This window comes from Streptomyces sp. SudanB52_2052, assembly GCF_964272415.1.
Lineage (GTDB): Bacteria > Actinomycetota > Actinomycetes > Streptomycetales > Streptomycetaceae > Streptomyces > Streptomyces olindensis.
Genome location: NZ_OZ186796.1, coordinates 976,956 through 1,002,832 on the forward strand (window position 1 = coordinate 976,956; position 25,877 = coordinate 1,002,832).

8 protein-coding genes are annotated in these 25,877 nt (G+C 74.7%); 3 read left to right on the forward strand and 5 right to left on the reverse strand.

Annotated features, from left to right (window positions below):
• Window positions 1-22 precede the first annotated feature (22 nt).
• The 5 genes from ACSUPV_RS04470 to ACSUPV_RS04490 form a co-directional block, all read right to left on the reverse strand.
• Window positions 23-694 carry a DedA family protein gene (locus tag ACSUPV_RS04470; RefSeq protein WP_031121610.1) on the reverse strand — a complete coding sequence of 224 codons (672 nt, stop codon included), beginning with the start codon at window positions 692-694 and terminating at the stop codon, window positions 23-25.
• 91 nt (window positions 695-785) lie between these two features.
• Window positions 786-1,307 (reverse strand): allene oxide cyclase barrel-like domain-containing protein, encoded by a 522-nt coding sequence (locus tag ACSUPV_RS04475; protein WP_359795147.1) that lies wholly within the window; start codon window positions 1,305-1,307, stop codon window positions 786-788.
• Window positions 1,308-1,454: 147 nt separating this feature from the next.
• Window positions 1,455-2,957, reverse strand: a complete 1,503-nt coding sequence (locus ACSUPV_RS04480) for an FAD-dependent monooxygenase (RefSeq protein ID WP_037764841.1) — start codon at window positions 2,955-2,957, stop codon at window positions 1,455-1,457.
• Window positions 2,958-3,003: 46 nt separating this feature from the next.
• Entirely contained in the window at window positions 3,004-7,755 is a 4,752-nt protein-coding gene (locus ACSUPV_RS04485) for a type I polyketide synthase (RefSeq protein ID WP_436946953.1), read from the reverse strand.
• Between the two features lie 68 nt (window positions 7,756-7,823).
• Window positions 7,824-8,264 carry a nuclear transport factor 2 family protein gene (locus tag ACSUPV_RS04490; RefSeq protein WP_037764843.1) on the reverse strand — a complete coding sequence of 147 codons (441 nt, stop codon included), beginning with the start codon at window positions 8,262-8,264 and terminating at the stop codon, window positions 7,824-7,826.
• A gap of 326 nt (window positions 8,265-8,590) precedes the next feature.
• On the opposite strand from ACSUPV_RS04490, the gene ACSUPV_RS04495 reads away from it, so the two are divergent.
• From ACSUPV_RS04495 to ACSUPV_RS04505, 3 genes are all read left to right on the forward strand, one after another.
• Window positions 8,591-9,496 (forward strand): methyltransferase domain-containing protein, encoded by a 906-nt coding sequence (locus ACSUPV_RS04495; RefSeq protein ID WP_436946954.1) that lies wholly within the window; start codon window positions 8,591-8,593, stop codon window positions 9,494-9,496.
• A 127-nt stretch (window positions 9,497-9,623) separates the two neighbouring features.
• Entirely contained in the window at window positions 9,624-14,618 is a 4,995-nt protein-coding gene (locus ACSUPV_RS04500; protein ID WP_436946955.1) for a type I polyketide synthase, read from the forward strand.
• A gap of 70 nt (window positions 14,619-14,688) precedes the next feature.
• On the forward strand, window positions 14,689-25,815 hold the full coding sequence (locus tag ACSUPV_RS04505) for an SDR family NAD(P)-dependent oxidoreductase (protein ID WP_436946956.1): 11,127 nt from the start codon (window positions 14,689-14,691) through the stop codon (window positions 25,813-25,815).
• The last annotated feature ends 62 nt before the right edge of the window (window positions 25,816-25,877 follow it).

Consider the following 25,877-nt stretch of genomic DNA (forward strand, 5'->3'; position numbering starts at 1 on the left):
ATCTGAGTGCCGTCGCGTCAGGTCAGGCCGGTCCGGCCGAGGTGCCGCGACGGGCCCGGCGCCGTGCGCGCAGCCGGGTGACGGCGAACCGTACGACCACCGCCAGCAGGGCGATCCCGACGACGGCGGTGAACCAGTTGGCGTACCGCTGCACGGTGTCGGCGTTGCGGCCGGCCGCGTATCCGGCGCTGAGCAGGGCGAGGTTCCACAGCAGCGTGCCGGCCGCGGTGAGGGCGACGAAGGGCAGCAGCGGCATGCGTTCGATGCCGGCCGGCAGGGAGACGTAGCTGCGGACGATGGGGACGAGCCGGCACAGCAGGACGGCCTTGGCGCCGTGGCGGTCGAACCAGCGCTCGGCCCGGTCCAGGTCGGTCTCCTGGACGAGCGGGATGCGGACGAACAGCGCCCGGGTGCGGCGCCTGCCGAGGAGCGCGCCGACGTAGTAGTGGACGACGGCTCCGACGACCGAGCCGACGGTGCTCCAGAACAGCAGGGCGAGGAAGCTGAGTTCACCCAGGCGGGCGGTGAACCCGCCGAGGAGCAGCACCAGTTCGCTGGGCACGGTGGGGAAGAGGCTCTCCAGCCCGGTGGCGACGGCCACTCCGGGGGAGCCGAGGTTCTCCATGAGGTCGGTGGCCCAGTTGCCGGGGCTGTCGGGCGGGGCGGCGGCCCACGTGAGGTGTTCGAGGATCATCGCACTTCCCGGGCTCGGCTGGGTGGGCGCCGGTGACCGGCGGGCGGGACGGCCCGCCGGTCTCGGGGCGTGGTACGGGTGGTCCGCGGTGTCAGCCGCAGAGCTTGATGGAGTTGAGCGACTCGGTGGCGCTGACCAGGGTCCAGGTCAGTTCACCGGTCTTGCCGGCGTAGCGGCCCTTCAGGCCGGCCGCCGGAAGCTTCTGGGTCTCGCCCGCGGCCAGCCGCGTCAGGTTGACGATGCCGGCGACCTGGATCACACCGTCGTTCAGCGTGTACTTGGCGGTGGAGAAGGAGAACAGCTCCCCCGTGGCGGGGTCCTGCTTGATGATGACGCCCTGGATGTCGTTGGTGCCGATGCGGTTGCGGTCCTCGTCGAGCACCGCGTCCTCGGTGATGACGACGTCCCCGACGCTGGGGCCGGCCGGGGCCACGTCGGTGGTGTCAGTGGTGACGAGCTGCTCGATGAACGAGACGGTGACGCAGCCGGAGCGGGCCTTGCCGCCGGCGGGTGCCGCCTCGGCCGCACCTGCGGCGGTGCCGGCCGGTACAACGAGCGCGGCGGCCGCGAATCCGGCCACGGTGAGCCGGGCGGGGAACGATGATGAGCGCACGGGTGTCCCTTCTGACGGGCGGATGTGCTGGGGGAACGGGCCGGGCGAGGCCCACGACGGCAGGCCCGGTACCGACGCGGTCATGCTGTGCGATTGGCCTAAAGCCGCCCTTGGTCTCGCCTGCCGGTGCGGGGCGGACGCCCCGGGTCAGCCGGTGGCGGCGCCGAACCAGGTGGTGAGCGCGGCCCGCAGGACGTCCTCTCCCCAGCCGGCACCGTCGTGCCAGGCGACACAGCCGTCCGGGCGCAGCAGCAGGGTGGCCGGCCAGTCCGCCACGGGCTGGGCCCGCACCACGTCGACCCGGTCCGTCCAGCCGTCCACGTCCGGCCCGCCGGTGTGGCCGGACAGGTCGAGCAGGACACCGCGGCCACCGTGCAGGGTCTCGGCCACCGCGACCTCCCCGCTCGCGGTCTTGACGCGCGCCCGCGGCAGCCGGCGGCCCAGCAGCCGGTCCCGCTCGGGCGGCTCCGGGAAGCCCTCGTAACGCATCGGGACGGCCGGGCCGAGGTTGGTCACCAACTCGGCCAGGAACACGTTGACGTCGTCGAAGGTGAGGAACTCCGCCAGCATCTCGCGCATGTAGCGGGCCAGCGCGCGGGGGTAGAGCAGGGCGAGCTGCGCCTGGATGTTCATGCAGGCCATGCGGCCCGCCGCGTGCCGTTCCTCGTGGTAGGTGTCCAGCAGGCCCTCGGGCGCCCAGCCGTGCACCTCGGCGGCGATCTTCCAGCCGAGGTTCACCGCGTCGCCGACGGCGGTGCCGATGCCCTGGCCGTTGTACGGGTAGTGGACGTGCGCGGCGTCGCCCGCGAGGAAGACGCGGCCCTCGCGGTAGCGCTCGGCGTTGCGGGTGATGATCGAGTAGTGGCGCAGCCAGTGCGCCTCGGTCGCCTTGAGTTCCGTCCCGGTGAGCCGCCGCACGACGGCGCCCAGCTGCTCCAGGGTCGCCGGTCCGTCCTCGAACTCCGGCGGGCGGGTGGTGAACTCGGCGCTGAACACGCGCATCGTCCCGGGGTTGAGCGGGGCACCGAGGAACTGGTCGCCGTTCGGGGTGTACGACAGGCCGTACTGTTCGGGCGCCACGTCCGCGCGGTCGATCGCGACGTCGCCGACGATCCCCCGCACGATCACCCAGTCGTCCCCGACGTAGTCGATGCCTGCCCCCTCGCGGACCAGGCTGTCCCGTCCGTCACAGCCCACCAGGTAGCGGCACGTCAGCCGCTCCTCGCCGGAGTCCGAAACCAGGACCGCGGTGACGCGGGAGCCGTCGGGCGCCTGCTCGAAGCCGGTGAGCCGGGTGCCCCAGCGCAGGTCCACGCCGAGTTCGAGGGCCCGGTCGATGAGGGTCTTCTCCAGGCGGGACTGCAGCACCATGTGGGTCGCCTCGCGGGGCCCCGGCACCTTGTCGAAGGCCAGCGGCAGGTCGGCGAAGCGGACCTCGGGGAAGGTGACCGTGCCCTCCCGCAGCCCGTCGGCGAGGCCCCGCTGGTCCAGCAGTTCCAGGGTGCCCGCGTTGATCGCCATGGCCGGCGCCTCGAGGCGCTGTGCGGGATGGGGGTCCACGAGGACCGCGGGGACGTCTCGCATGGCCAGTTCGCAGGCGAGCATCAGACCGGCGGGCCCGGCTCCCACGACGACGACCGGCTCACTCATGACAGGGCTCCTTCGGGAAGAACATAGGTCGGTACGGGCACGTCGTTCACGTCGTCGGGGACGTGTCACCGGCGGGCGGCGCGAGGTCGGTCTCCGCGTCGAGCGTGGTCACCAGGTGGCCCGCCAGGGCCTCGGGGGTGGGGTGGTCGAAGATCGCCATGGGCGGGATCCGCACCCCGGACCGGGCGGCGATCCGGTTGCACAGTTCGAGGGCGGTGAAGGAGGAGAACCCGAGTTCCGTGAACTGGGCGTCCCCGGGGATGCCCGCCGCGTCCGCGTGGCCGAGCACCTCGGCGGCCGTGTCCCGCAGCAGGTCGAGCAGCAGGGCCGCGCGTTCGGCGGCGGAGGCGCTCAGCAGCCGGTGCCACAACCGGGCGGCGGCCTCACCGAGTTCGTCGCCGGTGCCGAGTTCGTCGCCGGTGCCGGGCTCGGACGCGACGCCGTCGGCCGCACCCGTTCCGTCGGCGTCCAGGAGGGAGCGCAGCAGCGAACCCGCCACGCCCTGCCCTGACTGCCCGGTCTGCCCGGCGTAGCGCTCCCGGTCGACGTCCACCAGGACGAGGCTCCGGGCGGGGTGCCCCACCGCCCGCACCAGCGTCCGGGCCGCGAGCCGCGGCGGCAGCGGGCGGATCCCCTGGTAACGCAGGTGCTTCCCGGCCGCGGTCTCCGCCCCGTCCGGCGCGTGCCAGGGGCCGCAGGCCACCGCCGTGACGGGCAGACCCCGCTCCCGGTACGTCTGCGCCAGCGCCGTCAGATGGGCGTGCACGGCGCCCTGCCCGCCGAGCCCGGCCGCTCCCAGGGCGCCCACCACCGACGTGCAGATCAGGAACGCGGCCAGGCCCCGCCGCGTGGTCAGTTCGCACAGCTGGGTCACGGCGGCAGCGGCCGGCCCGAGCAGACGGTGGATGTCCTCGCCGTCCACGGCACCGACCACGGTGTCGTCGAGCTCCGCGGCCAGGTGCACGACCGCCGTCAGCGGGTGCTCCGGCGCGACGGTGCGAAGCAGCGCGGCCACGGCGGCACGGTCGGTGAGGTCGACCGGCACCACGGTTGCCTCGGCACCCGACTCCCCGAGCGCGGCAACGAGTTCGGCCACGCCCTCCTCGGCGCCCGGGTCCGCGGCCAGCAGCAGATGCCGTACGCCGTCCCGGGCGAGCCGCAGGGCGATCTCACCGGCGAGCGCCCCCGGCACGCCCGTCACCAGCACCGTCCCGTCCGCGGCGAGGGCCGCGCCGGAACCCGCGCCGGTGAGGTCGACAGGCCGCAGCCGCCGGCCGAAGACGCCCTCGGGCCGGACGGCCACCTGGTCCTCGCGTGCGCCCGCACGGCCCGCATGCCCCGTCAGCACGGTCCTGAGGCGCTCCCGCGTCCGCTCGTCCCCCGACCCGTTCCTCGGCAGGTCCACCAAACCGCCCCAGCGTTCGGGGTGTTCGGCGGCGGCAGCGGACTGCGCCAGTCCCCAGACGCGCGCCTGGCCCGGGTCGGCGAGCGGGTCCGTGCCGACCGAGACGGCTCCCGTGGTCACGAACCACACCGGCACCTGCGCGGCCGCGTCGTCCAGGGCGTGCAGCAGCGTGGCGGACAGTTCCAGGCCGTCCGCCCCGTGCTGCTCGGCGTCGGCGCACGCGAGCAGCGACAGCACGCCGGATACCGGGTCGTGGGAGGAGGAGGTCAGCGCCGCACGCAGGCTCGCGGCGAGCGCCGAACGCCCCGTGTCCCGCTCCACGGCGACCTCCGCGACGCCCGCACCGCCCTCGGCCAGAGCGTCCCGGACGGTCCGTACCGCCGGGTGCTCCTCGGCCCGCGCGGGCACCAGCACCACCCAGGTGCCGGCCGGCGGCGACGCCGGTTCCTCGTCCAGGGCCTCCCAGTCGAGACGGTGGCCCCAACCCCGCTGCCGCCGCCAGGCGGCGAGCCCGGGCAGCGCCTTCCGCCACACCTTGACGTCCGTGTCCGGCACACCCAGCGCCGCCACCGCGCCGTCCACGTCCTCCCGCTCCAACGCCTCCCACAACTCGGCTTCGCCGGGCCGCGATGCGCTCGCCTTGGCGGGGTCGGGCCGGAGCCAGTAGGGCTGGTGTTGGAAGGGGTAGGTGGGCAGGTCGAGGTGGTGGGGGTGGGTGGGGAGATGGGGTGTGAGGTCGACGCCGTGGTGGTGGGTGTGGAGGGTGGTGAGGGTGGTGAGGTGGGTGTGGGTTTCGTCGGGTTGGTGGCGGGTGGTGTGGGTGGTGGTGGGGAGGTGGGGGGTGAGGGTGGGGTGGGGTCCGAGTTCGGTGAAGAGGGTGATGTGTTCGGTTTCGGTGAGGTGGGTGATGCCTTGGTGGAAGTGGACGGGTTGGCGAATGTGGTGGGTCCAGTAGGTGGGGTCGTGGTGTTGGTGGGGGGTGGCGGGGGTGCCGGTGAGGTTGGAGATGACGGGGATGGTGGGGGTGCCGAGGGTGTGGCGGGCGAAGAGGTCGGTGAGGTGGGTGGTGAAGGTGTCGAGGATGGGTTCGGTGTGGGCGCTGTGGAAGGCGTGGGTGACGTTGAGGGGGCGGGTGCGGATGCCGGCCGCGGTGAGTTGGTGGGCGAGTTGGTTGAGGGCGGGGGTGGGTCCGGCGAGGGTGGTGGCGGTGGGTGAGTTGTAGGCGGCGATTTCTATGTGGGGGTGTTCGGTGAGGTGGGTGGTGAGGGTGTGGGGGTCGGTGAGGGCGGCGAGCATGCTGGTGCCGGGGGGGAGGGTGTGCAGGAGGTGGGCGCGGGTGGCGACCATGTCGGCGGCGAGTTCGAGGGGGAGGGTGCCGGTGAGGTGGGCGGCGGAGATTTCGCCGATGGAGTGGCCGATGAGGGCGTGGGGGGTTGCGCCGTGGGTTTGCAGGAGGCGGTAGGCGGCGGTGTGGTGGGCGAAGAGGGCGGGCTGGGTGTAGAGGGTGGTGTCCAGCAGGGTGGCGAGTTCACTGCCTGGTTCGGCGAAGAGAACGTCTCGTAGGGGTGTGTCGAGGTGGGGGTCGAGGGCTGCGCACACGTCGTCCAGGGCGCGGGCGTAGGCGGGGAAGGTCTGGTAGAGCTGGGCCCCCATGCCGGGGCGTTGGCTGCCCTGACCGGAGAACATGACGGCCCATCGGGCGGGTGTCGTGACGCGGCCGGGGGTGGTGATCAGGGCCGCGTGGTCCCGGCCGGCGGCCAGGGCGGTGAGCGCGGCTCGGAGTGTGGCGCGGTCGGCGGTGACGATGCCCGCGCGGTGCTCCAGGTGCGCCCGGCCCGACCACAGGCGCGCGGCCAGGGTCCCCACGTCGGTCCGCGGGTGGGTGTCGACGTATGCGGCGAGGCGGTGTGCGGTGTGGGTCAGGGCCCGGGCCGTGCGGGCCGAGAGCACGACCGGGACCGGCATGGTCGTGTCGGTGTCCTGCTCCTCGGGCGCGGGTTCGGGGGCGGCTTCGAGGATGACGTGGGCGTTGGTGCCGCTGATGCCGAAGGAGGACACCGCGGCCCGGCGCGGACGGCCGGTGTCCGGCCACGGCCGTGACTCGGTCAGCAGGGACACCGCGCCCGCGCTCCAGTCGACATGCCGGGACGGCTCATCCACGTGCAGAGTCGACGGCAGAACCCCCTGGCGCATCGCTTCGATCATCTTGATGACGCCTGCGACGCCGGCCGCGGCCTGGGTGTGCCCGATGTTGGACTTCACCGACCCCAGCCACAGCGGCTGTTCCGCCGTGTGCTCACTCCCGTACGTCGCCAGCAGCGCCTGGGCCTCGATGGGGTCGCCCAGGGTCGTGCCCGTGCCGTGCGCCTCGACCGCGTCCACCTGGCTCGCACTCAACCGCGCGTCCGCCAGCGCTTGTTGGATCACGCGTTGCTGGGAGGGGCCGTTGGGGGCGGTCAGGCCGTTGGAGGCCCCGTCCTGATTCACGGCCGAGCCGCGCAGCACCGCGAGCACCGGGTGGCCGTTGCGCTGCGCGTCGGACAGCCGCTCCAGGAGCACGAGGCCGACGCCCTCGCCCCAGCCGGTGCCGTCGGCGGCGTCGGCGAAGGGCTTGCAACGGCCGTCGGGAGCCAGCCCCCGCTGCCGGGAGAACTCGACGAACACCCCCGGAGTGGACATCACCGTGACACCACCGGCCAGGGCCATCTCGCACTCGCCGTTGCGCAGCGCCTGTGCCGCGAGGTGGAGGGAGACCAGGGAGGACGAGCAGGCGGTGTCCACGGTGACGGCCGGACCTTCGAGACCGAAGGTGTAGGCCACCCGGCCGGAGGCCACGCTCGCCGCACTGCCGTTGCCGAGGAAACCGTCGTAGCCGCTGGGCAGCCGGTCGAGGAGGCGGGCGACGTACTCGCTGTACATCACGCCCGCGTACACGCCGGTCCTGCTGCCCTTCAGGGTGTGCGGATCCAGGCCCGCACGTTCGAAGGTCTCCCAGGCCGTCTCCAGGAGCAGGCGCTGCTGCGGGTCGGTCGCCGTGGCCTCCCGGGGGCTGATGCCGAAGAACGCCGCGTCGAACGCCGCCGCGTCGCGCAGGAAGCCGCCTTCGCGCGCGTAGCTCCTGCCGGTCGCGTCCGGGTCGGGGTCGAAGAGGCCGTCGAGGTCCCAGCCCCGGTCGTCGGGGAAGCCGGAGATCGCGTCCGTGCCCTCGGCGACCAGCGTCCACAGCTCCTCGGGCGAGCGCACTCCGCCCGGGTACCGGCAGGCCATCGAGACGATCGCCACCGGCTCCCGCGCCCCGGTCTCCAAGACGGAGAGCCGCTGCTGCGCCTCGTGCAGTTCGGCGGTGACCCATTTCAGGTACTCGACGAGCTTGTCTTCCTTGGACATCCGCACTCGATCCGGTCGTGGCGAAAGGCGAAGGCATGCTTTCGGCGAGTTTCCGCACGGCTGCTAAAGCGGCCCTAAGAATTGCCGAAGTCCCGGAAGTGCCGGCTCGGCGCCGCGTCGGACATCGCGTGGAGTGACATGTCCGTATGGCCGCTGAAAACCCTCATGTGGCGGATGAGGCCGCTCGCGTCGATCCGCATCAGCGCAATCAGGGAGATCCGCACTATCTTTCCCTGCGGCACCTGTTCCGGGCGGAGTTCGGCCACGATGGGAAGGGCCACGTGTTCGCCGTCGAGGGCGGCGACAGGGGTGCCAGGGGTCTCGTGGACGCCGTAGGCGACCAGGCCGGCCAGGTGGGAGCGGTAGGCGGCGCGGTCGGTGAAGGTCCTGTCGCCGACCGGGTCCTCGACGTGCGGCGGATCGGCGAAGAGGGAGAGGACGCCGTCCACGTCGCCCTCGTTGATCCGCCGGCAGTACTCCAGAGCGACGCGTTTGCGTGCGGCCTCGTCCAGCATGGGTGCTCCTCCCTGACGGCGCTGCGGGCTCGTCCGGCCCGGGGAGCATGCTGGGCGGCGCCACCAAAGCGACGCCAAAACGTCAGGGCGCGCCCGGCGCGGTGCCGACTGGCCGGCCGGTGGTGGCGGCGCGTGCAGGCGACGTCGGCGGTGTGTCCGCGCCGCCGTTCCTCCCGTGTGCGTCCGGCACCTCATTGCTCACACCGGCCGTGGCTCGTCTAGCCCGGACCAAGGCGGTCTTTAGCGGCCGCTCCTAGCTTCCCGTTCGTCAGATGTGGGATTCCGCGGCCGTCTCGGGCGCCCGATCGCAGAAAGGGATCGCCGTCGTGAAGCTGTCGGCACTGTGGCAGGACATGCGGATGCTGGGAAACCTGTTCCTGGTCCGTACAACGTCAGACCCCGAGAAGAAGACCGCGCGGCTGTACGAGATGTACCCACCGGACCGGCTCGTGGTCGAGGACACCCATTACTACAACCTCGGTTACTGGAAACCCGGTTGCACCACGCTGGACGAGGCCGCGGAGACGCTGGCCGACGTCGTGGCGGACACCGCCGAGTTCAAGCCCGACGACACCGTCCTCGACGTCGGTTTCGGATACGGCGACCAGGACTTCCACTGGGTCGACCGGTACGGGCCGGAAAAGATCATCGGCATCAACATCACCAAGATCCACATCCGGGTCGCGCAGGAACGGGCCCGCAAGCTGGGCCTGCTGGACCGGGTCGACTTCCGTGAGGGCTCGGCCACCGCGATCCCGCTGCCGGACAACAGCGTCGACAAGGTGGTGGCCCTGGAGTCGGCCTTCCACTTCGACACCCGCGCGGACTTCTTCGCCGAGGCCTACCGCGTGCTGAAGCCCGGCGGTGTGCTGGTCACCGCCGACATCATCCCGATGGCGGGCGGCAAGGCCAAGGCCGACATCAGGTCCCACGCCATCAAGTGGATCCGCATCATGATCGACGACTCCAACTGGTACCCGCGCGACCGCTACGGCGATCTGCTGGCCTCCGCCGGCTTCGACACCGTCGAGGTCCGCTCGATCCGCGACAACGTCTACGAGCAGTGGCGGCAGTACCACGTGCGCCGGGTGCAGGACCCGTCCTTCCAGCGCCGCTCCAGCACGCTCTTCTACAAGATGGTCGCCGTCGCGCACCGCGACCAGGACACGCTCACCGAGGAGCTCAAGTCGCTGGACTACGTGGTCGCCTCGGCCCGCAAGCCGGCCCTGTGACCACCGGCGGTCCGTGTCCCCTGGCGGGCACGGGCCGCTTCCCGCCGAACGCAGCCCCGCCGGTCCGCATCCGCGCGCGGGCCCCTGCCCCGCAGGGGTCCGCGGGCGCCGTTCCCGAAGGCGTTCCATGGCCAGCAACGAGGAAAAGCTCCGCTCGTACCTGAAGGCGGTCACCGCCGATCTGCAACAGACCCGGCAGCGGCTGCAGGCGATGGAGCAGCGCGAGCACGAGCCGATCGCGGTGATCGGGATGGCCTGCCGCTATCCCGGTGGGGCGGTGTCGCCCGACGCCCTGTGGGAGCTGGTGGCGACGGGCGGGGACGCGATCGGCGAGTTCCCCGCCGACCGGGGCTGGGACCTGGAGGCCGTGTTCGACGCCGACCCCGACCGGGCCGGCACGAGCTACGCCCGCCGCGGCGGGTTCCTGTACGACCTGCCCGAGTTCGACGCCGAGTTGTTCGGGGTGTCGCCGCGCGAGGCCATGGCGATGGATCCGCAGCAGCGGCTGCTGCTGGAACTGGCCTGGGAGGCGCTGGAGCGGGCCGGGATCGCGGCCGACCGGCTGCGCGGATCGGCCACGGGTGTGTTCGCGGGGGCGTCGGCGACGGACTACGGGCCACGGCTGCACGAGGCGGACGACGGCGCCGAGGGCTACGTGCTGACCGGGACCACGCCCAGTGTCGTCTCCGGGCGGATCGCGTACACGCTCGGTCTGGAGGGGCCGGCGCTGACCGTGGACACCGCCTGTTCCTCGTCGCTGGTGGCCGTGCATCTCGCGGCGCGGGCGCTGCGTCTCGGGGAGTGCGGGCTGGCGCTGGCCGGCGGCGCCACGGTGATGTCGACGCCGGGCATGTTCGTGGAGTTCTCACGGCAGCGCGGGCTGGCCGCCGACGGACGCTGCAAGTCGTTCTCCGACGACGCCGACGGCACCGGCTGGGCCGAGGGCGCGGGCCTGCTGGTCCTCGAACGGCTCGCCGACGCGCAGGCGAACGGGCATCCGGTGCTGGCCGTGATCCGGGGCAGCGCGGTCAACTCCGACGGCGCGTCCAACGGGCTCACCGCGCCCAACGGCCCGTCCCAGCAGCGGGTGATCGCCCAGGCCCTGGCCGACGCACGACTCACCGCGCGGCAGATCGACGCGGTGGAGGCGCACGGCACGGGCACGACCCTGGGCGACCCCATCGAGGCCCAGGCGCTGCTGGCGACGTACGGGAGTGAGCACACGGCGGAACAGCCGCTGTGGCTGGGGTCGGTGAAGTCCAACATCGGGCACACCCAAGCCGCGGCCGGCGTCGCCGGCGTCATCAAAATGGTGCAGGCCATGCGGCACGGCCGCCTGCCGCGCACCCTGCACGCCGAGCGGCCCTCCCGGCACGTCGACTGGGCGTCGGGCGGGGTGGCACTGCTGGCGGACGACACCCCCTGGCCCACGGCGGACCGGCCCCGCCGCGCCGCGGTCTCGGCCTTCGGCATCAGCGGCACGAACGCGCACGTCGTCCTGGAACAGGCACCGCTCGAGCAGCGCGGGAACCCGGCGGAAGCAGCGGCACAGCCGCCGTCGGCGGAGCCGGAAGCCGGGCAGCGTGCCGACGAGGCACAGGGCTCCCGGACCGCGCTGTGGGTGTTGTCGGCCCGGTCGGAGGAGGCGTTGCGGGCCCGGGCCGGCGACCTGGCCGATGCCGTGCGCGGTGGGTACGGGGGTCGGGTCGGCGACGTGGGCTGGTCGCTGGCGACGACCCGGGCGGCCTTCGCGGAGCGCGCCGTGGTGCTGGGCGTCGGCGTGGACGACCTGGTGGCGGGCCTCGACGCCCTGGCCGTGGACGGCACGTCGCCGCGACTGGTGCGCGGGCGGGCGGTGCCCGGTGCGGCGCGCCCGGTGTTCGTCTTCTCCGGCCAGGGCTCGCAGTGGTCCGGCATGGCGGTCGCGCTGTGGGACGAGGAGCCGGTGTTCGCCGCGTGGATGCGGCGCTGCGGCGAGGCCCTCGCCCCGCACACCGGCTGGGAGCTGCGGAGCATGCTGGAGGCCCCCGCGGACGACGCGTGCTGGGGCCGTGACGACGTCGTACAGCCGCTGCTGTGGGCGGTGATGGTGTCGCTGGCCGAGCTGTGGCGGCACCACGGGGTCGCGCCGGCGGCGGTCGTGGGGCACTCGCAGGGCGAGTTCGCCGCGGCCGTGGCGGCGGGCGCGCTGTCGCTGGAGGACGGCGCCCGGCTGGTGGCCGCGCGCAGCAGGGTCGTGGGCGCGCTGTCCGGGCGCGGCTCCATGGCCTCGGTGGCCCTGCCCGCCGAGGAGGCGGAACGTCAACTGGACGCGTGGGAGGGCGACATCGGCGTCGCGGCCGTCAACGGGCCGTCGGCCACGGTGATCGCGGGCGACTCCGACGCCGTGGCGGCCTACCTGGCGCACTGCGCGCGGCAGGGCGTGCGGACCCGGCCGGTGCCCATCGCGTACGCCTCGCACTCGGCGCTGGTGGAGCCCGTGCGCGAGGAGTTGCTGCGCGAGCTCTCCGGCGTCACGGCGCGGGCCGGTGCGGTGCCGTTCTGCTCGACCGTCACGGGAGAGCTGCTGCCCACCGAGACGCTGGACGCCGACTACTGGTACCGAAATCTGCGTGCGCCGGTGCTGTTCGCGCGGGCGGTGGAGCGGCTGATGGACGCGGGGCACACCGTGTTCCTGGAGATGAGCCCCCACCCGGTGCTGGCGCCGGCCGTCGAGGAGTGCCTCGACGCGGCCGGGACCGACGGCCGGGCGCTGGGCACGCTGCGCCGCGGCGAGGGCGGTGAACCGCGGTTCCGGCAGGCCCTCGCGGAGGCGTACGCCGCCGGTGTGGTGCCCGACTGGCGGTCGCTCTTCCCCGGCGCGCGGGCCGTGCCCCTGCCCACGTACCCGTTCCGGCGGCGCCGCTACTGGCTCGCCGACCGGGCCGGGGTCGGGCCGGGGCAGGACCGCGGGCACGACGGCGACGAGCGGTTCTGGTCCCTGGTGGAGCGGGCCGACGCGGCCGCCCTGGGCCGGGAACTGCCCGGGGTCGGCGAGGACGCGCTGCGCGAGGTCGTCCCGGCACTGCACGAATGGCGCACGCGGAGTCGCGTCGACGCCGCGCTCACCGGCCGACGTTACGAGGTGGTGTGGCGCCCCGTCACCGAGCGGCCGGTGCCGGGCCCCGCCGGGCACTGGCTGCTGGTGACGCCGGGCGCGTCCGGGGAGCGGTCGGCCGACTGGGCCGAGGCGGCGCTCGGTGCCCTGGCTGCCCGGGGCGCCCGGGTCACGGTGCTGGAGCTGACCGGCGCGGGCCCTGAGGACCGCGCGGGCATCGCGGAGCGGGTGGCGGAGGCGTCGGCGGGCGGACCGGTCGACGGAGTGCTGTCGCTGCTGGCGCTGGACGAGCGGCCGCATCCGGCGCACGGCGCGCTGCCGTCCGGCGTGGCGGCGCTGCTCGGGTTGGTGCAGGCGCTGGCCGACCTCGGGACGAGGGTTCCGCTGTGGTCGCTGACGTGTGGTGCGGTGAGTGCCTTCGACGGCGATCCGCTGCTGCACCCCGTCCAGGCGCAGGTCTGGGGCCTGGGCCGGGTGGTGGCCCTGGAGCAGCCCCAGGTGTGGGGCGGTCTGATCGATCTGCCGCGGGAGCCCGGCGCCGAGGAGTGGCGGCGGCTGTGCGCCGTCCTGGCGGGCGGGGCCGGCGAGGAGGACCAGCTCGCGATCCGTCCGGGTGGTGCCCGGGTGCGGCGGCTGGTGCCCGCCCCGGTGCCCGCCGGGGGCCCGGTGTGGCGGCCGGGCGGCACCGTCGTGGTCACCGGGGGCTCGGGGGCGCTGGCGCCGCATCTGGCGCGCTGGCTCGCCGACGGCGGCGCCGAGCACGTCGTCCTGGTCAGCCGCCGCGGGCCCGACGCGCCCGGCCACGCCGCGCTGTCCGCCGAACTCGCCGGTCGTGGCACCGGTGTGACGGCGCTGTCGTGCGACATCACCGACCGGGAGTCCGTGCGGGCGCTGCTGCGGGAGGCCGCGCGCCTGGGCGGCCCGGTGCGGGCGGTCGTGCACGCGGCCACCGCCACCCGCCTGGCGCCGCTGACCGCCACCGGTGCCGCCGAACTGGCGGACGTGCTGGGGGCGAAGGCGCTCGGTGCGGTTCACCTGGCGGAACTCGCGGACCCCGACGACCCGCCGGAGCTGGTGTTCTTCTCCTCCATCGCCGCCGTCTGGGGCAGTGGGGAGCACGGTGCCTACGCGGCGGCCAACGCGTTCCTCGACGCGTACGCCGAGCAGCTGCGGCAGCGGGGGCGCGCGGCCACGGCGGTCGCCTTCGGCGCGTGGCGCAGCGACGAACTTCCCGCGGAACTGGACGAGGAGCAGTTGGAGCGGCAGGGGCTGCCCCTGCTGGAGCCGCGGCTCGCGCTGGCCGGACTCGGCCGGGAACTGGCCGCCGGCGGCGGTCGCCCGGTGGCTCTGGTGGACGTCCGCTGGGAGACGTTCGCGCCGGTGTTCGCCTCGGCGAGGCCCCGGCCGCTGCTCGACGAGATCCCTGCCGTGCGCGGCGCGCTGGAGCGGGGCGCACCCCCGGACGCCGGGGGGACGAGCGCCGACGGGGAGCGGCTGCGGCGGCTGGCGCGGCTGCCCGAGGCGGCCCGCGCCCGGGAGGTGCTGGACGTGGTGACCGCCGAGGTGTCCGCGGTGCTGGGCCACTCCCCCGCCGACCGGCCGGCTCCCGGCCGGACGTTCAAGGAGCTGGGGTTCGACTCGCTCACCGCGGTGGCCCTGCGCAACCGGCTGCGTGCGGCGACCGGTCTGCCGCTGCCCGTGACGCTGGTCTTCGACCATCCCAGTCCGCAGGCCTTGGCCCGGTTCCTGACGGGCCGTCTGGGCGAGGACGGCTCGGGAGCGCCGGCCGGGTCGGTGCACGAGCAACTGGACGGGCTGACCGCCGCCCTGGAGGCGGCGCCCGTCGAGGCCGGAGAGCGGACAGCCGTCCGCGACCGGCTGCTGGCGCTGGCCGACGCGCTCGCCCCGCCGCCCCCAGGTGGCGGTCCCGGCGACGCCGACGCGGACCTCGACGAGGTCAGCACCGACGACCTGCTGAAGATCATCGACCACGAGTTCGGAACCGACGGTATCGGCGTCGACTGAACCACGACCCGACGGAACGTCACCGGCCGACCGGAGCCGGGAGCGGCGGACGGAAGGAGCTGTCCCGGCCATGGCCGAGGAAGACAAGCTGCGCGACTACCTCAAGCGGCTCACGGCCGATCTGCGCCGGGCCACCCGCAGACTCCGGGAGGTGGAGGAGCAGCGGCGGGAGCCGGTCGCGGTCGTCGGCATGGCCTGCCGCTACCCCGGCGGCGCACAGTCGCCGGAAGAGCTGTGGGAGCTGCTGCGGGACGGCCGGGACGTCATCTCACCGATGCCCGGGAACCGCGACTGGCACCTCGACGACCACTTCGACCCCGCCCCGGACCGGCCCCACACCTCGTACGTGCGCGAGGGCGGCTTCCTGGACGACGTGTCCGGTTTTGACGCGGGCTTCTTCGGGATCTCGCCGCGTGAGGCCCTCGCGATGGATCCGCAGCAGCGGCTGCTGCTGGAGCTGGCCTGGGAGAGCGCGGAACGGGTCGGTATCGATCCGCACGCCCTGCGCGGCACCCGTACCGGCGTGTTCGTCGGCAGCAACCCCACCGAGTACGGCGGGCTCCTCGGGGACGCCCCGGACGGCGTCGGCGGGCACCTGCTCACCGGCACCGTGCTGAGCGTGCTGTCCGGCCGCGTCGCCTACACCCTCGGCCTGGAGGGACCCGCGGTGAGCGTGGACACCGCCTGTTCCACGTCGCTGACCGCGGTGCACCTGGCGGTGCAGGCGCTGCGCCGCGGGGAGTGCGCGATGGCGCTGGCCGGCGGGGCGACGGTGTTCTCGACGGTCGGGCCGTTCACCGAGATGAGCCGGCAGCGGGTGCTGGCCGCGGACGGCCGCTGCAAGGCCTTCGGTGCCGATGCCGACGGCATGGGCATGTCCGAGGGCGCGGGCATGGTGCTCCTGGAGCCGCTGAGCGAGGCCCGTCGCAAGGGGCACCGAGTGCTGGCGGTGATCCGGGGCAGCGCCGTCAACTCCGACGGCTCCTCGAACGGGCTGACGGCGCCCAGCCGGCACGCCCAGGAGAGGGTCATCCGGGCGGCCCTGGCCGACGCGGGCCTCGCCGCCACCGACGTGGACGCGGTCGAGGCGCACGGCACCGGGACCGAACTGGGCGATCCCATCGAGGCGCAGGCGCTGCTCGCCACCTACGGCCGCGGCCGCGGCTCGGAAGGGCCCCTGTGGCTGGGCTCGGTGAAGTCCAACATCGGGCACACCCAGGCGGCCGCGGGCGTGGCCGGGCTGATCAAGCTGGTGCTGGCGCTGGGTCACGAGGAGCTGCCGCGCACGCTGCACGCCGCCACGCCCAGCCCGCACATCGAGTGGGATCCGGCGGCGCTGGCCCTGTTGAACGAGCCGGTGCCGTGGCGAGCGGGCGGCCGCCCGAGGCGGGCGGCGGTTTCGGCGTTCGGCATCAGCGGGACGAACGCGCACGTGATCGTCGAGCAGGCGCCGACGGCCGACGAGAAGACGGCGCCCTCGGGCGGAGCGCGCGGCACCGGCGCCGCGGACGGCGGTCCTCCCGGGACCGATACCGCCGGCGGCCGGTCTCCCGTCACCGATGCCGGCGGTGACGGTTCTCCGATCACCGGGGCCGTTGACGGCCGTTCCCCCAGCAGCGATGTCGTCCACGGCCGGTCTCCCAGCGCCGGAGCCATTGACGGCCGTTCTCCCGTCAGCGGCGTCGCGGGCCCGGGGAGGGGCGCGGTGGTCCTGCCCTGGCTGGTCTCCGGGGCGAGTGCGGACGGGCTGCGGGCGCAGGCCGTGCGGCTGGCCGGCCGGCTGCGAGCCCACCCGGGGCCGGGTGACGACGACGTGGCGCACACGCTGGCGACGGGCCGGGCCGCCCTCGGGCATCGTGCGGTGCTGCTGGGCGGTGACCGCCGGGAGCTGCTGGCCCAACTCGACGCCCTCGGCCGAGGCGAGAGCACGGCCGGGCTGGTCACGGGCGTGCAGCGGACCGGTCGGACCGCGTTCCTGTACTCGGGGCAGGGCAGCCAGCGTCCGGGCATGGGCCGGGAGTTGTACGCGGCGTTCCCCGCGTTCGCCGAGGCGCTGGACGAGGTGTGCGCGGCGCTGGACGAGCATCTCGACGTGCCCGTGCGGGAGGTGCTGTTCGCCGAGGCCGGCACCGAACGGGCCGCCCTGCTCGACCACACCCTCTACACCCAGCCCGCCCTGTTCGCCGTGCACACCGCGCTGACCCGCCTACTGGGGACGTGGGGCGTCCGGCCCGATCACCTCATCGGGCATTCGGTCGGCGAACTCTCCGCCGCCCACCTCGCCGGTGTCCTCCCCCTCGACGTCGCGGCCGACATGGTCGCCACCCGCGCCAAGCTCCTGCACACCCTGCCCGCCGGCACCGGCATGCTCGCCGTCTCCTACGGCCCGGAACCGCTGGCGGAGTACCTGACGCGGCATCCGCAGGTGGAGATCGCCGCGCACAACTCACCCACCGCCACCACCCTCGCCGGACCCGGCGACTCCCTCGACCGGGTGGCCGTCGCGTTGACGGCCGCCGGGATCCGCACCCGGGCCCTGAAGGTCGCCCATGCCTTCCACAGCGCCCACACCGACCCGGTCCTCGAGGCCTACACCGACCATTTGGCCGGGCTGTTCGCCCGCCACACCCTCGGCGACCCGGAGATCCCGGTGATCTCCAACGTCACCGGAGCCCCCGCGACCGCCGACGAGCACCACGACCCCGCCTACTGGACCCGGCACATCCGCCGGCCCGTCCACTTCCACCAGGGCATCACCCACCTGTCCGGCCAGGGCGTCACCACCTTCCTGGAACTGGGCCCGGACAGCACCCTCGGCGCCCTCGCCCAAGCGGTCCTCGACGCCGACCCGGCGGTGGACGGTCCCGAACCGCCCCTCGTGACGTCGGCGCAGCGACGCGACCACCCCGAGGCCCCGGCCCTGCTGACAGCGGTCGCGCGGCTGCACGCCCACGGCACGGACGTCGACTGGCGCCCCCTCTTCGCCGGCCGCGAGGTGCGCCCGGTCGACCTGCCCACGTACGCGTTCCAGCGGCGGACGTACTGGCTGTCACCCGCCGCGCCGGCCGCCGCACAGCCCGGGGTGCGGGCCACCCGCCACCCCCTGCTGGGCGCGGTGCTCGAGGTCGCGGATCCCGAGCGGCCGGGCACGCTCTTCACGGGCCGGATCAGCACCCGCACGCCGGGCTGGCTGGCCGACCACGTCCTCGGCGAGACGGTGGTGCTGCCCGGTACGGGCACGGCGGAGATCGCCCTGTGCGCCGCACGGCACGCGGGCGGTTCCCAGGTCGAGGAACTGACCTTGCGCGCCCCGGTGGTGGTACCGGACGGCGGCGCCCTGGAGATCCAGGTGGGCGTGGGCACGCCGACCCCCGACGGCCGCCGCCCGCTGACTCTCTCCACCCGCCCCGAGCCGGACCCTCGCGACGGCTCCGCGGCCCCCGACGCCGGTGACCGTGACGGTGATGGTGGCGGTGGCGGCGACGCGGAGTGGACCCTGCACGCCACGGCCACCCTGGCGCCCGAACCGCCGGACACCCCGGTGCCGTGGGACGCCGCGGGTGCCTGGCCCCCCGCGGGCGCGACGGCCGTACCCCTGGAGGACCTGTACGACCGGCTGCACGACCGCGGGATGCGCTTCGGCCCGGCCTTCCGCTCACTGCGCGCGGTGTGGCGGCAGGGCGAGCACCTCTACGCCGACCTGGCGCTGCCCGAGGACCGGCACACGGACGTGGCAGAGTACGGCGTCCACCCGGCCCTGTTGGACGCCGCGTTGCACACCACGGGTCTGCTGGACGTGTCGGGGACGGGCCTGCGGCTGCCGTTCGCCTGGTCCGGCCTGCGGCTCCTCGGGCGGCCGGGGGCGGCCCGGCTGCGCGCCCGGGTGACGCCGACCGGTCCGGACACCCTGGCCCTGGACCTGGCCGGCCCGGACGGCACCCCGGTGCTGAGGGCGGACGAGGTGACGCTGCGTCCGGTGCCGGCGCGGAGCCTGGGCACTGTGACCGATCCGCTGTACGGGGTGGAGTGGCGGGAACTCGCCGCGCCCCGGGACGGTGTGGAGTGGCGGGAACTCGCCGCGCCCCGGGACGGTGTGGCGGCCATGACCGTGCCGCGGGAGACGGACCTCGGCGCCTGGTCCGCGGCGCCCACCGGCACGGACGAACCCGGCACCCTGGTGGTGCGGTGCCCTGCGGGCTCCGGGGACGGGGACGGTTCCGCCGCCGAAGGGGCCCGGGCCACCGTGGCCCGCGCGCTGGCCCTCGTGCAGAGCTGGCTCGCCAGGGACCCCTCCTCCGACAGCCGCCTCGTGCTGGTCACCCGCGGCGCGGTGGGCACGGCCCCGGACGAGGACGCGCCCGCGCTGGACACGGCCCCCCTGTGGGGTCTGCTGCGGTCGGCGCAGTCCGAGCACCCGGACCGGATCGTGCTGATCGACGACGATCCCGCCGACCGGGCCACCGGCTCCGGTACCGGTACCGGTTCCGGTTCCGAGTCCGAGTCCGCCTCCGAGTCCGTCTCCGTTTCAGAGTCCGTCTCCGTTTCAGAGTCCGAGTCCGAGTCCGTTTCCGAGTCCGTCGCGGAAGCGGTGCGTCGCGCGCTCGCCGCCGGCGAACCGCAGCTCGCGATCCGCGGCGACCGCCTCCTCGTCCCCCGGCTCACCCGGATCACCCCGGACGGCCCGCCGCCGGCCCTGGACCCCGAGGGCACCGTCCTCGTCACCGGGGCGAGCGGCGCGCTCGGCGGGCGGGTGGCCGGCCATCTGGTGACCGCGCACGGAGTACGCAGGCTGCTGCTGGTCAGCCGGCGCGGCGAGGCCGCCGAGTCCGCCCCGGCCCTGCGCGAGGAACTCACCGCGCTCGGCGCCGAGGTGACGTTCGCGGCCTGCGACGTCGCCGACGCGGAGGCACTGGCCGGCACGCTGGCGCTGATCCCGCCGGAGCACCCGCTCACCGCCGTGGTGCACGCGGCGGGTGTCCTGGACGACGCGACCGTCACCGAGCTGACGCCCGATCGGCTCGACGCCGTGCTGCGGCCGAAGGCGGACGGAGCCTGGCATCTGCACCGCCTGACGGCCGACCGGCCCCTGGCGGCGTTCGTGCTCTTCTCCTCGTTCGCGTCGGTGCTCGGCACCCCCGGCCAGGCCAACTACGCCGCCGCCAACAGCTTCCTCGACGCGCTCGCCCAGCACCGCCGGGCCCGAGGGCTGCCCGCCGTAAGCCTCGCCTGGGGCCTGTGGGACCAGGGCGGGATGGGCGAGGGCCTGGACCGTGCGGGACGGGCCCGGATCGCCCGGGCCGGCGTCCGTGCGATGCCACCGGACCGGGCACTGACCCTGCTGGACGCGGCGCTGCGCAGCCCTGCCCCGCTGACCGCGCCGGTACTCCTGGACCGGCGGGCGCTGCGCACCCTGTCCCGCACCGCGACCCTGCCCGCCGTCCTGCGGGCCCTGGCACCCGCGCCGCTGCCGGATCCCACGTCCGGCGCGGCGGCCACGGGGCCGGAGGCCACCGCCGCCGGGGCCGGCCTCGGCGCGCTCGGCGGCCCCGAGCGGGAGCGTGCGCTGCTCGCGCTGGTGCGCCGTACCGCCGCCGTGGTGCTGAACCTCTCCGAGGGGGAGTCGGTGAGCCCCGGCCAGTCCTTCCGCGACCTCGGGTTCGACTCGCTCACCGCGGTGGACATGCGCAACCAGCTGAGTGCCGCGACGGGACGGCGGCTGCCGGCGACAGCCGTCTTCGACCATCCCACGCCCCAGGCCCTCGCCGACTGGCTGAGCGCCGAACTGTCCGGCTCCACGGACGCCGTGGCGGCCGGCGCCGTGGCGGCTCCCGTGGCGCCCCGGGCCACGGACGACGATCCGATCGCCGTGGTCGCCATGGCCTGCCGCTATCCCGGCGGAGTGGACTCGCCCGAGGCCCTGTGGGACCTGCTGCGCCGGGGCGGGGAGGGCGTCAGCGGCTTCCCGGAGAATCGCGGCTGGCCCGTCGACGCGATCTTCGACCCGAGCGGTGAGCGGCCCGGCACGACGTACACGCGCGCGGGTGGCTTCCTGCACGAGGCCGACCGGTTCGACGCGGAGTTCTTCGGCATCTCACCGCGCGAGGCGGCCTCCATGGACCCGCAGCAGCGGCTGCTGCTGGAACTGTGCTGGGAGTCCCTGGAGAGCGCGGGCATCCCCGCCGACCGGCTCCGCGGCTCGGCCACGGGCGTCTTCGCCGGGATCATGTACAGCGACTACGGCGGCCGGCTGCTGCTGCGCACCCCCGCCGAGTACGAGGGCTACGTCGGCAACGGCAGCGCCCCCAGCGTGGCGTCCGGTCGGATCGCCTACACGTTCGGGTTCGAGGGCCCCGCCCTGACCGTCGACACGGCCTGCTCCTCGTCCCTCGTCGCGCTGCACCTGGCCGCGCAGTCGCTCCGCAACGGCGAGTGCGAACTGGCTCTGGCGGGCGGCGCCACCGTGATGGCCACCCCCGCGGTCTTCGTGGAGTTCTCCCGGCAGCGCGGACTCGCGCCGGACGGCCGCTGCAAGTCCTTCTCGGACGCGGCCGACGGCACGGGCTGGGGGGAGGGCGCCGGTCTGCTGCTGCTGGAACGGCTGTCCGCCGCCCGGCGCAACGGCCACCCGGTGCTCGCGGTGCTGCGCGGCTCGGCCGTCAACCAGGACGGCGCGTCCAACGGCCTGACCGCCCCCAACGGGCCCGCCCAGCAGCGGGTCATCCAGCAGGCCCTGCACAACGCCCGGCTGGCGGCGGGTGAGGTGGACGCGGTCGAGGCGCACGGCACGGGCACCACGCTCGGCGACCCCATCGAGGCGCAGGCGCTGCTGGCCACGTACGGGCGGGACCGCACGGCCGACCGGCCGCTGTGGCTGGGGTCGGTGAAGTCCAACCTCGGGCACACGCAGGCCGCGGCCGGTGTCGCGGGGGTGATGAAGATGATCCTGGCCATGCGCCACGGCGTCCTGCCGCGCACGCTGCACGTCGGCCGGCCGTCACGGCACGTCGACTGGGACACCGGGGCCGTCGCCCTGCTCACCGAAGAACAGGACTGGCCGCGCCCCGGGGCCGGACGACCGCGGCGGGCGGGGGTGTCGGCCTTCGGGATCAGCGGCACGAACGCGCACGTGATCCTCGAGGAGGCACCAGGGACCGGGAGGAGCGGGGTGGCCGGGGACGCGGACCGGCCCGCTGCCGCGGACACGTCGTCGGGCACCGGCCTCACGCGTCGGCGGGCGGGCGAACGCCCCACGGAGGCCCCGTCCGACGCCGGCTCCGCTGACGAGCGGCTCACGGAAGCCGTGGCCGGCACCGAACCCGTCGGTGATCGGCCGACCGTGACTGCGCTGGGCACCGAACCCAACGGCGAACGGCCCACCACGACCACGCCCAGCACCACACCCGACGGCGAACAGCCCACCGCGACCACGCCCAGCACCACACCCGACGGCGCACGGTTCGAGGAGGCCGGGTTCGCTGATGTCGTGCCGTGGCTGGTCTCCGGGGCGACTCCGGACGGGCTGAGTGCCCAGGCCGGGCGACTGGCCGATCACCTCGCGGCCCGGCCCGGGGTGGAGCCGCGGGACGTGGCCTGGTCGCTCGCCTCCCGCCGCACGGCCCTGCCGTACCGTGCCACGGTGTTCGGCCGTGGCCGTGCGGAGCTTCTCGACGGGTTGCGGACGGTGGCCCGGGGCCGGTCGGCGCCCGGTGTCGTCCGGACGGAGACCGAGCCGAAACCCGGCGGGCTGGTGTTCATGTACTCCGGCCAGGGCAGCCAGCGCCCCGGCATGGGAGCACAGCTGTACGCCGCGCTCCCGGTGTTCGCCGACGCGCTGGACGAGGTGTGCGCGGCACTGGACGAGCACCTCGACGTACCACTGCGCGAGGTGCTGTTCGCCGAGTCGGGCACCGAACGGGCCGCACTGCTGGACCAGACCCTGTACACCCAGACCGGCCTGTTCGCCCTGCACACGGCACTCACCCGGCAGTTGCAGGCCTGGGGCGTCCGCCCGGACCATCTGATCGGCCACTCCGTCGGTGAACTCTCCGCCGCCCACATCGCCGGCGCCCTGCCCCTCGCCACCGCCGCCCGGCTCGTCACCGCACGTGCCTCGCTGATGCAGCGGCTGCCGCACCACACCGGCGGGATGCTGGCCGTCCAGGCAGGTCCCGACGCCCTCGCCGCGCCTCTGCGACGGCATCCCGAAGCGGAGATCGCCGCGTACAACTCCCCCACGGCGACCGTGCTCGCCGGCCCCGTCCCGGCCCTGACCGCGCTCGCGGAGGAACTGCGGGCCACCGGGCTCCGCACTCGCGCCCTCAGGGTCAGCCACGCCTTCCACTCCGCGCAGATGGACCCCGTCCTGGACGAGTTCACCCGCGCCGCCGGGCAGTTGCCCTCGCACCCGCCGGCCCTGCCCGTCGTCTCGAACGTCACGGGCACCGAGGCCACGGAGCAGCAACTCGGCGACCCCGCCTACTGGTCCGAGCACATCCGCCGCCCGGTCCGCTTCCAGCAGGGCATCACCCACCTCCTCGGCGGGGGCGCCACCACGTTCCTTGAGATCGGGCCCGACGCCACTCTGACCACCCTCACCCGGGCCACCCTGCCGGGCGGGGACCAGCACGCGGCCGTGGCGGCGCTGCGGCCGGCTCGTGCGAGCGCCGACGCCGCTCCCGACGAACCCACGGCGCTGGCGCACGCCCTGGCCGCCCTCCATGCCCGCGGCACCGGCCCGGACTGGACGAACGTCCTGCGTCCGGCGCGGCCCGTGGACCTGCCCACGTACGCCTTCCAGCACCGGCGGCACTGGATCGACCCGGTGCCGGAGGAGGACCGTCCCGCATCCTCGGCGCGGTCCGGGCTGCACTACCGGACGGCCTGGGCCCGACTGCCACGCGGGGGGAACGCCCGCCTGGAAGGGACCTGGCTGCTGGTCGTGCCGCCGGGGGAGGACGCGGGCGCGTGGGCGGAATTCTGCACCAGGGCCCTGCGGGACGCCGGGGCCCGGGTCTCCGCCCTGGAGGTCGACCCGGGCCGGGTGGACCGGACCGAACTGGCCGCTCGTATCACCGCGCGGCTCGCGGAGGAGGACGACGCGGACGGCGGGCACGTCGGCGGGGTGCTGTCCCTGCTCGCCGTGGCCCGGGCGACCGGCTCCGGCGTGCCGTCCGGGCTCACCGCGACGATCGCCCTCACACAGGCGCTCGGCGACGCGGGGGTGGAGGCCCCGCTGTGGGCCGTTACCCGGCAGGCCGTCTCCGTGGACGAGGGCGACCCCCTCGCCGATCCCGACGCGGCCCTGGTGTGGGGCTTCGGCCGGGTCGCGGCACTCGAAGTATCGTCCAGGTGGGGCGGATTGATCGACGTTCCCGGTACTCCCGAGGACCTGGGGGCGCGCGGCGACGGGGAACTCGTCCGCGTGCTGGCGGCCGCGGACGTGGACGGTGCGGCCGGAGGTGCTGCCCCGGCCCCCGAGGACCAGGTCGCGTTGCGCGCCGACGGTCCGCGGGCGCGGCGCGTCAGGCGTACGGCATCGGGAACGGAACCGTCCGCGTCGGCGGATGGGACCTGGCCGCCGCGCGGCACCGTCCTGATCACCGGCGGCACCGGCGGCCTCGGAGCCCATGCGGCCCGGTGGCTGGCCGCGAACGGCGCCGAGCACCTGCTGCTCGTGAGCCGCCGCGGTCCGGACGCCCCCGGCGCGGACGCGCTGCGGGACGAGCTGACCGAGGCCGGCGCCACCGTGACGATCAGCGCCTGCGATGTCGCCGACCGGGCGGCGCTCGCCGCGCTGCTGGACGCCGTACCGTCCGAGACTCCGCTCACGGCGGTGGTCCACACGGCCGGCGTCAGCGTCGACCGGGCCCTGGGCGAGCTGGACGCCCGGCACGTGGCGGAGGTCCTGGGCCCGAAGACCGTGGCGGCCCGCCATCTGCACGAGCTGACGCGGGAGCCGGACGGCACCAGCCGGTTGAGTGCCTTCGTGCTGTTCTCCTCGACCGCCGGGGTGTGGGGCAGCGGAGGGCAGAGCGCGTACGCCGCCGGAAACGCCTACCTCGACGCGCTCGCCGAGCACCGTCACGCGCTCGGGCTGCCCGCCACCGCGATCGCGTGGGGTGCCTGGAGCGGCGGCGGCATGGCCGACTCCGAGGAGAACACGCGCCGCCTGCGCCGCCGCGGCATCCGGGGCCTCGATCCGCGGACGGCGGTGTCGGCACTCGCCGATGCGGTACGCGGCCGGGAGGCCCACCTCACCGTCGCGGACATCGACTGGGCGACCTTCGCCCTGGCCTTCACCGCCCGCCGCCCCAGTCCGCTGCTGACCGAACTGCCCGACGTACGAGCGGCCTTGGCAGCACCGACCGGCCAGGACGGATCGGCCCCGGCGGACCGGCGGACCGAGGCGGACCCCGGTGCGGGACTGCGCGGGCGCCTGACCGGGCTGTCGTCCGAGGAGCAGCACCGCGTTCTGCTGGAGCTGGTCCGGAAGCAGGTCGCGGCCGTGCTCGGGCACACCTCGCTGGACGGCGTACGCCCCGGGAAGCCGTTCAACGACCTGGGTTTTGACTCGCTCACGGCCGTCGAGTTGCGCAACCGCGTCAACGCCGAGACAGGACTGGCCCTTCCGACGACCGTGGTCTTCGACCATCCGACGCCGGACGCTCTCGCCGAGTGTCTGCGCTCAGAACTCCGCGGCTCCGACGCCACCGGCCCGTCCTCCCTGCTGGCCGACCTGGAACGCCTCGACACCGTTTTCACCGGTGACGCTCTGGGAGACGCGGAGGTACGGCGCCGGGCCGCGGAGCGACTGCGGGGGATGCTGGACCGGCTCGACGCGGCGTCCACGTACGGGGGTTCGGGTGCCGACGGCGCCGGGTCCCTGGCGAACGGGGCGAGCGGCGACCCTCGCGGCGGGTCCGGTGAGGGTCCCCACATCGGTTCCGGGGACGGCTCCCGCAACGGCTCCGGAGCCGACACCCGCAACGAATCCGATGACGGCTCCCGTGGCGGATCCGGCACCCACACCCCTGGCGGATCCCGCACCGACACCCCTGGCGGATCCCGCACCGACACCCCTGGCGGATCCCGCACCGACTCCCGTGGCGCTTCCGCCGAGCGGCAGGACCGCGATCTGGAGTCCGCCTCGGTCGACGACCTGCTCGACATCATCCAGACGGAGTTCGGCAAGTCGTGACTCCCGCCGACCACCGCGCACCAGCCCACCGATCGTCCGAGACCACCACTTTCGCCCCTCTT

Coding starts and splice junctions, on each gene's coding strand:
- ACSUPV_RS04470 (WP_031121610.1), bottom strand. CDS start 694: ATGATCCTCGAACACCTCACGTGGGCCGCCGCCCCGCCCGACAGCCCC.
- ACSUPV_RS04480 (WP_037764841.1), bottom strand. CDS start 2,957: ATGAGTGAGCCGGTCGTCGTCGTGGGAGCCGGGCCCGCCGGTCTGATG.
- ACSUPV_RS04490 (WP_037764843.1), bottom strand. CDS start 8,264: ATGCTGGACGAGGCCGCACGCAAACGCGTCGCTCTGGAGTACTGCCGG.
- ACSUPV_RS04500 (WP_436946955.1), top strand. CDS start 9,624: ATGGCCAGCAACGAGGAAAAGCTCCGCTCGTACCTGAAGGCGGTCACC.
- ACSUPV_RS04505 (WP_436946956.1), top strand. CDS start 14,689: ATGGCCGAGGAAGACAAGCTGCGCGACTACCTCAAGCGGCTCACGGCC.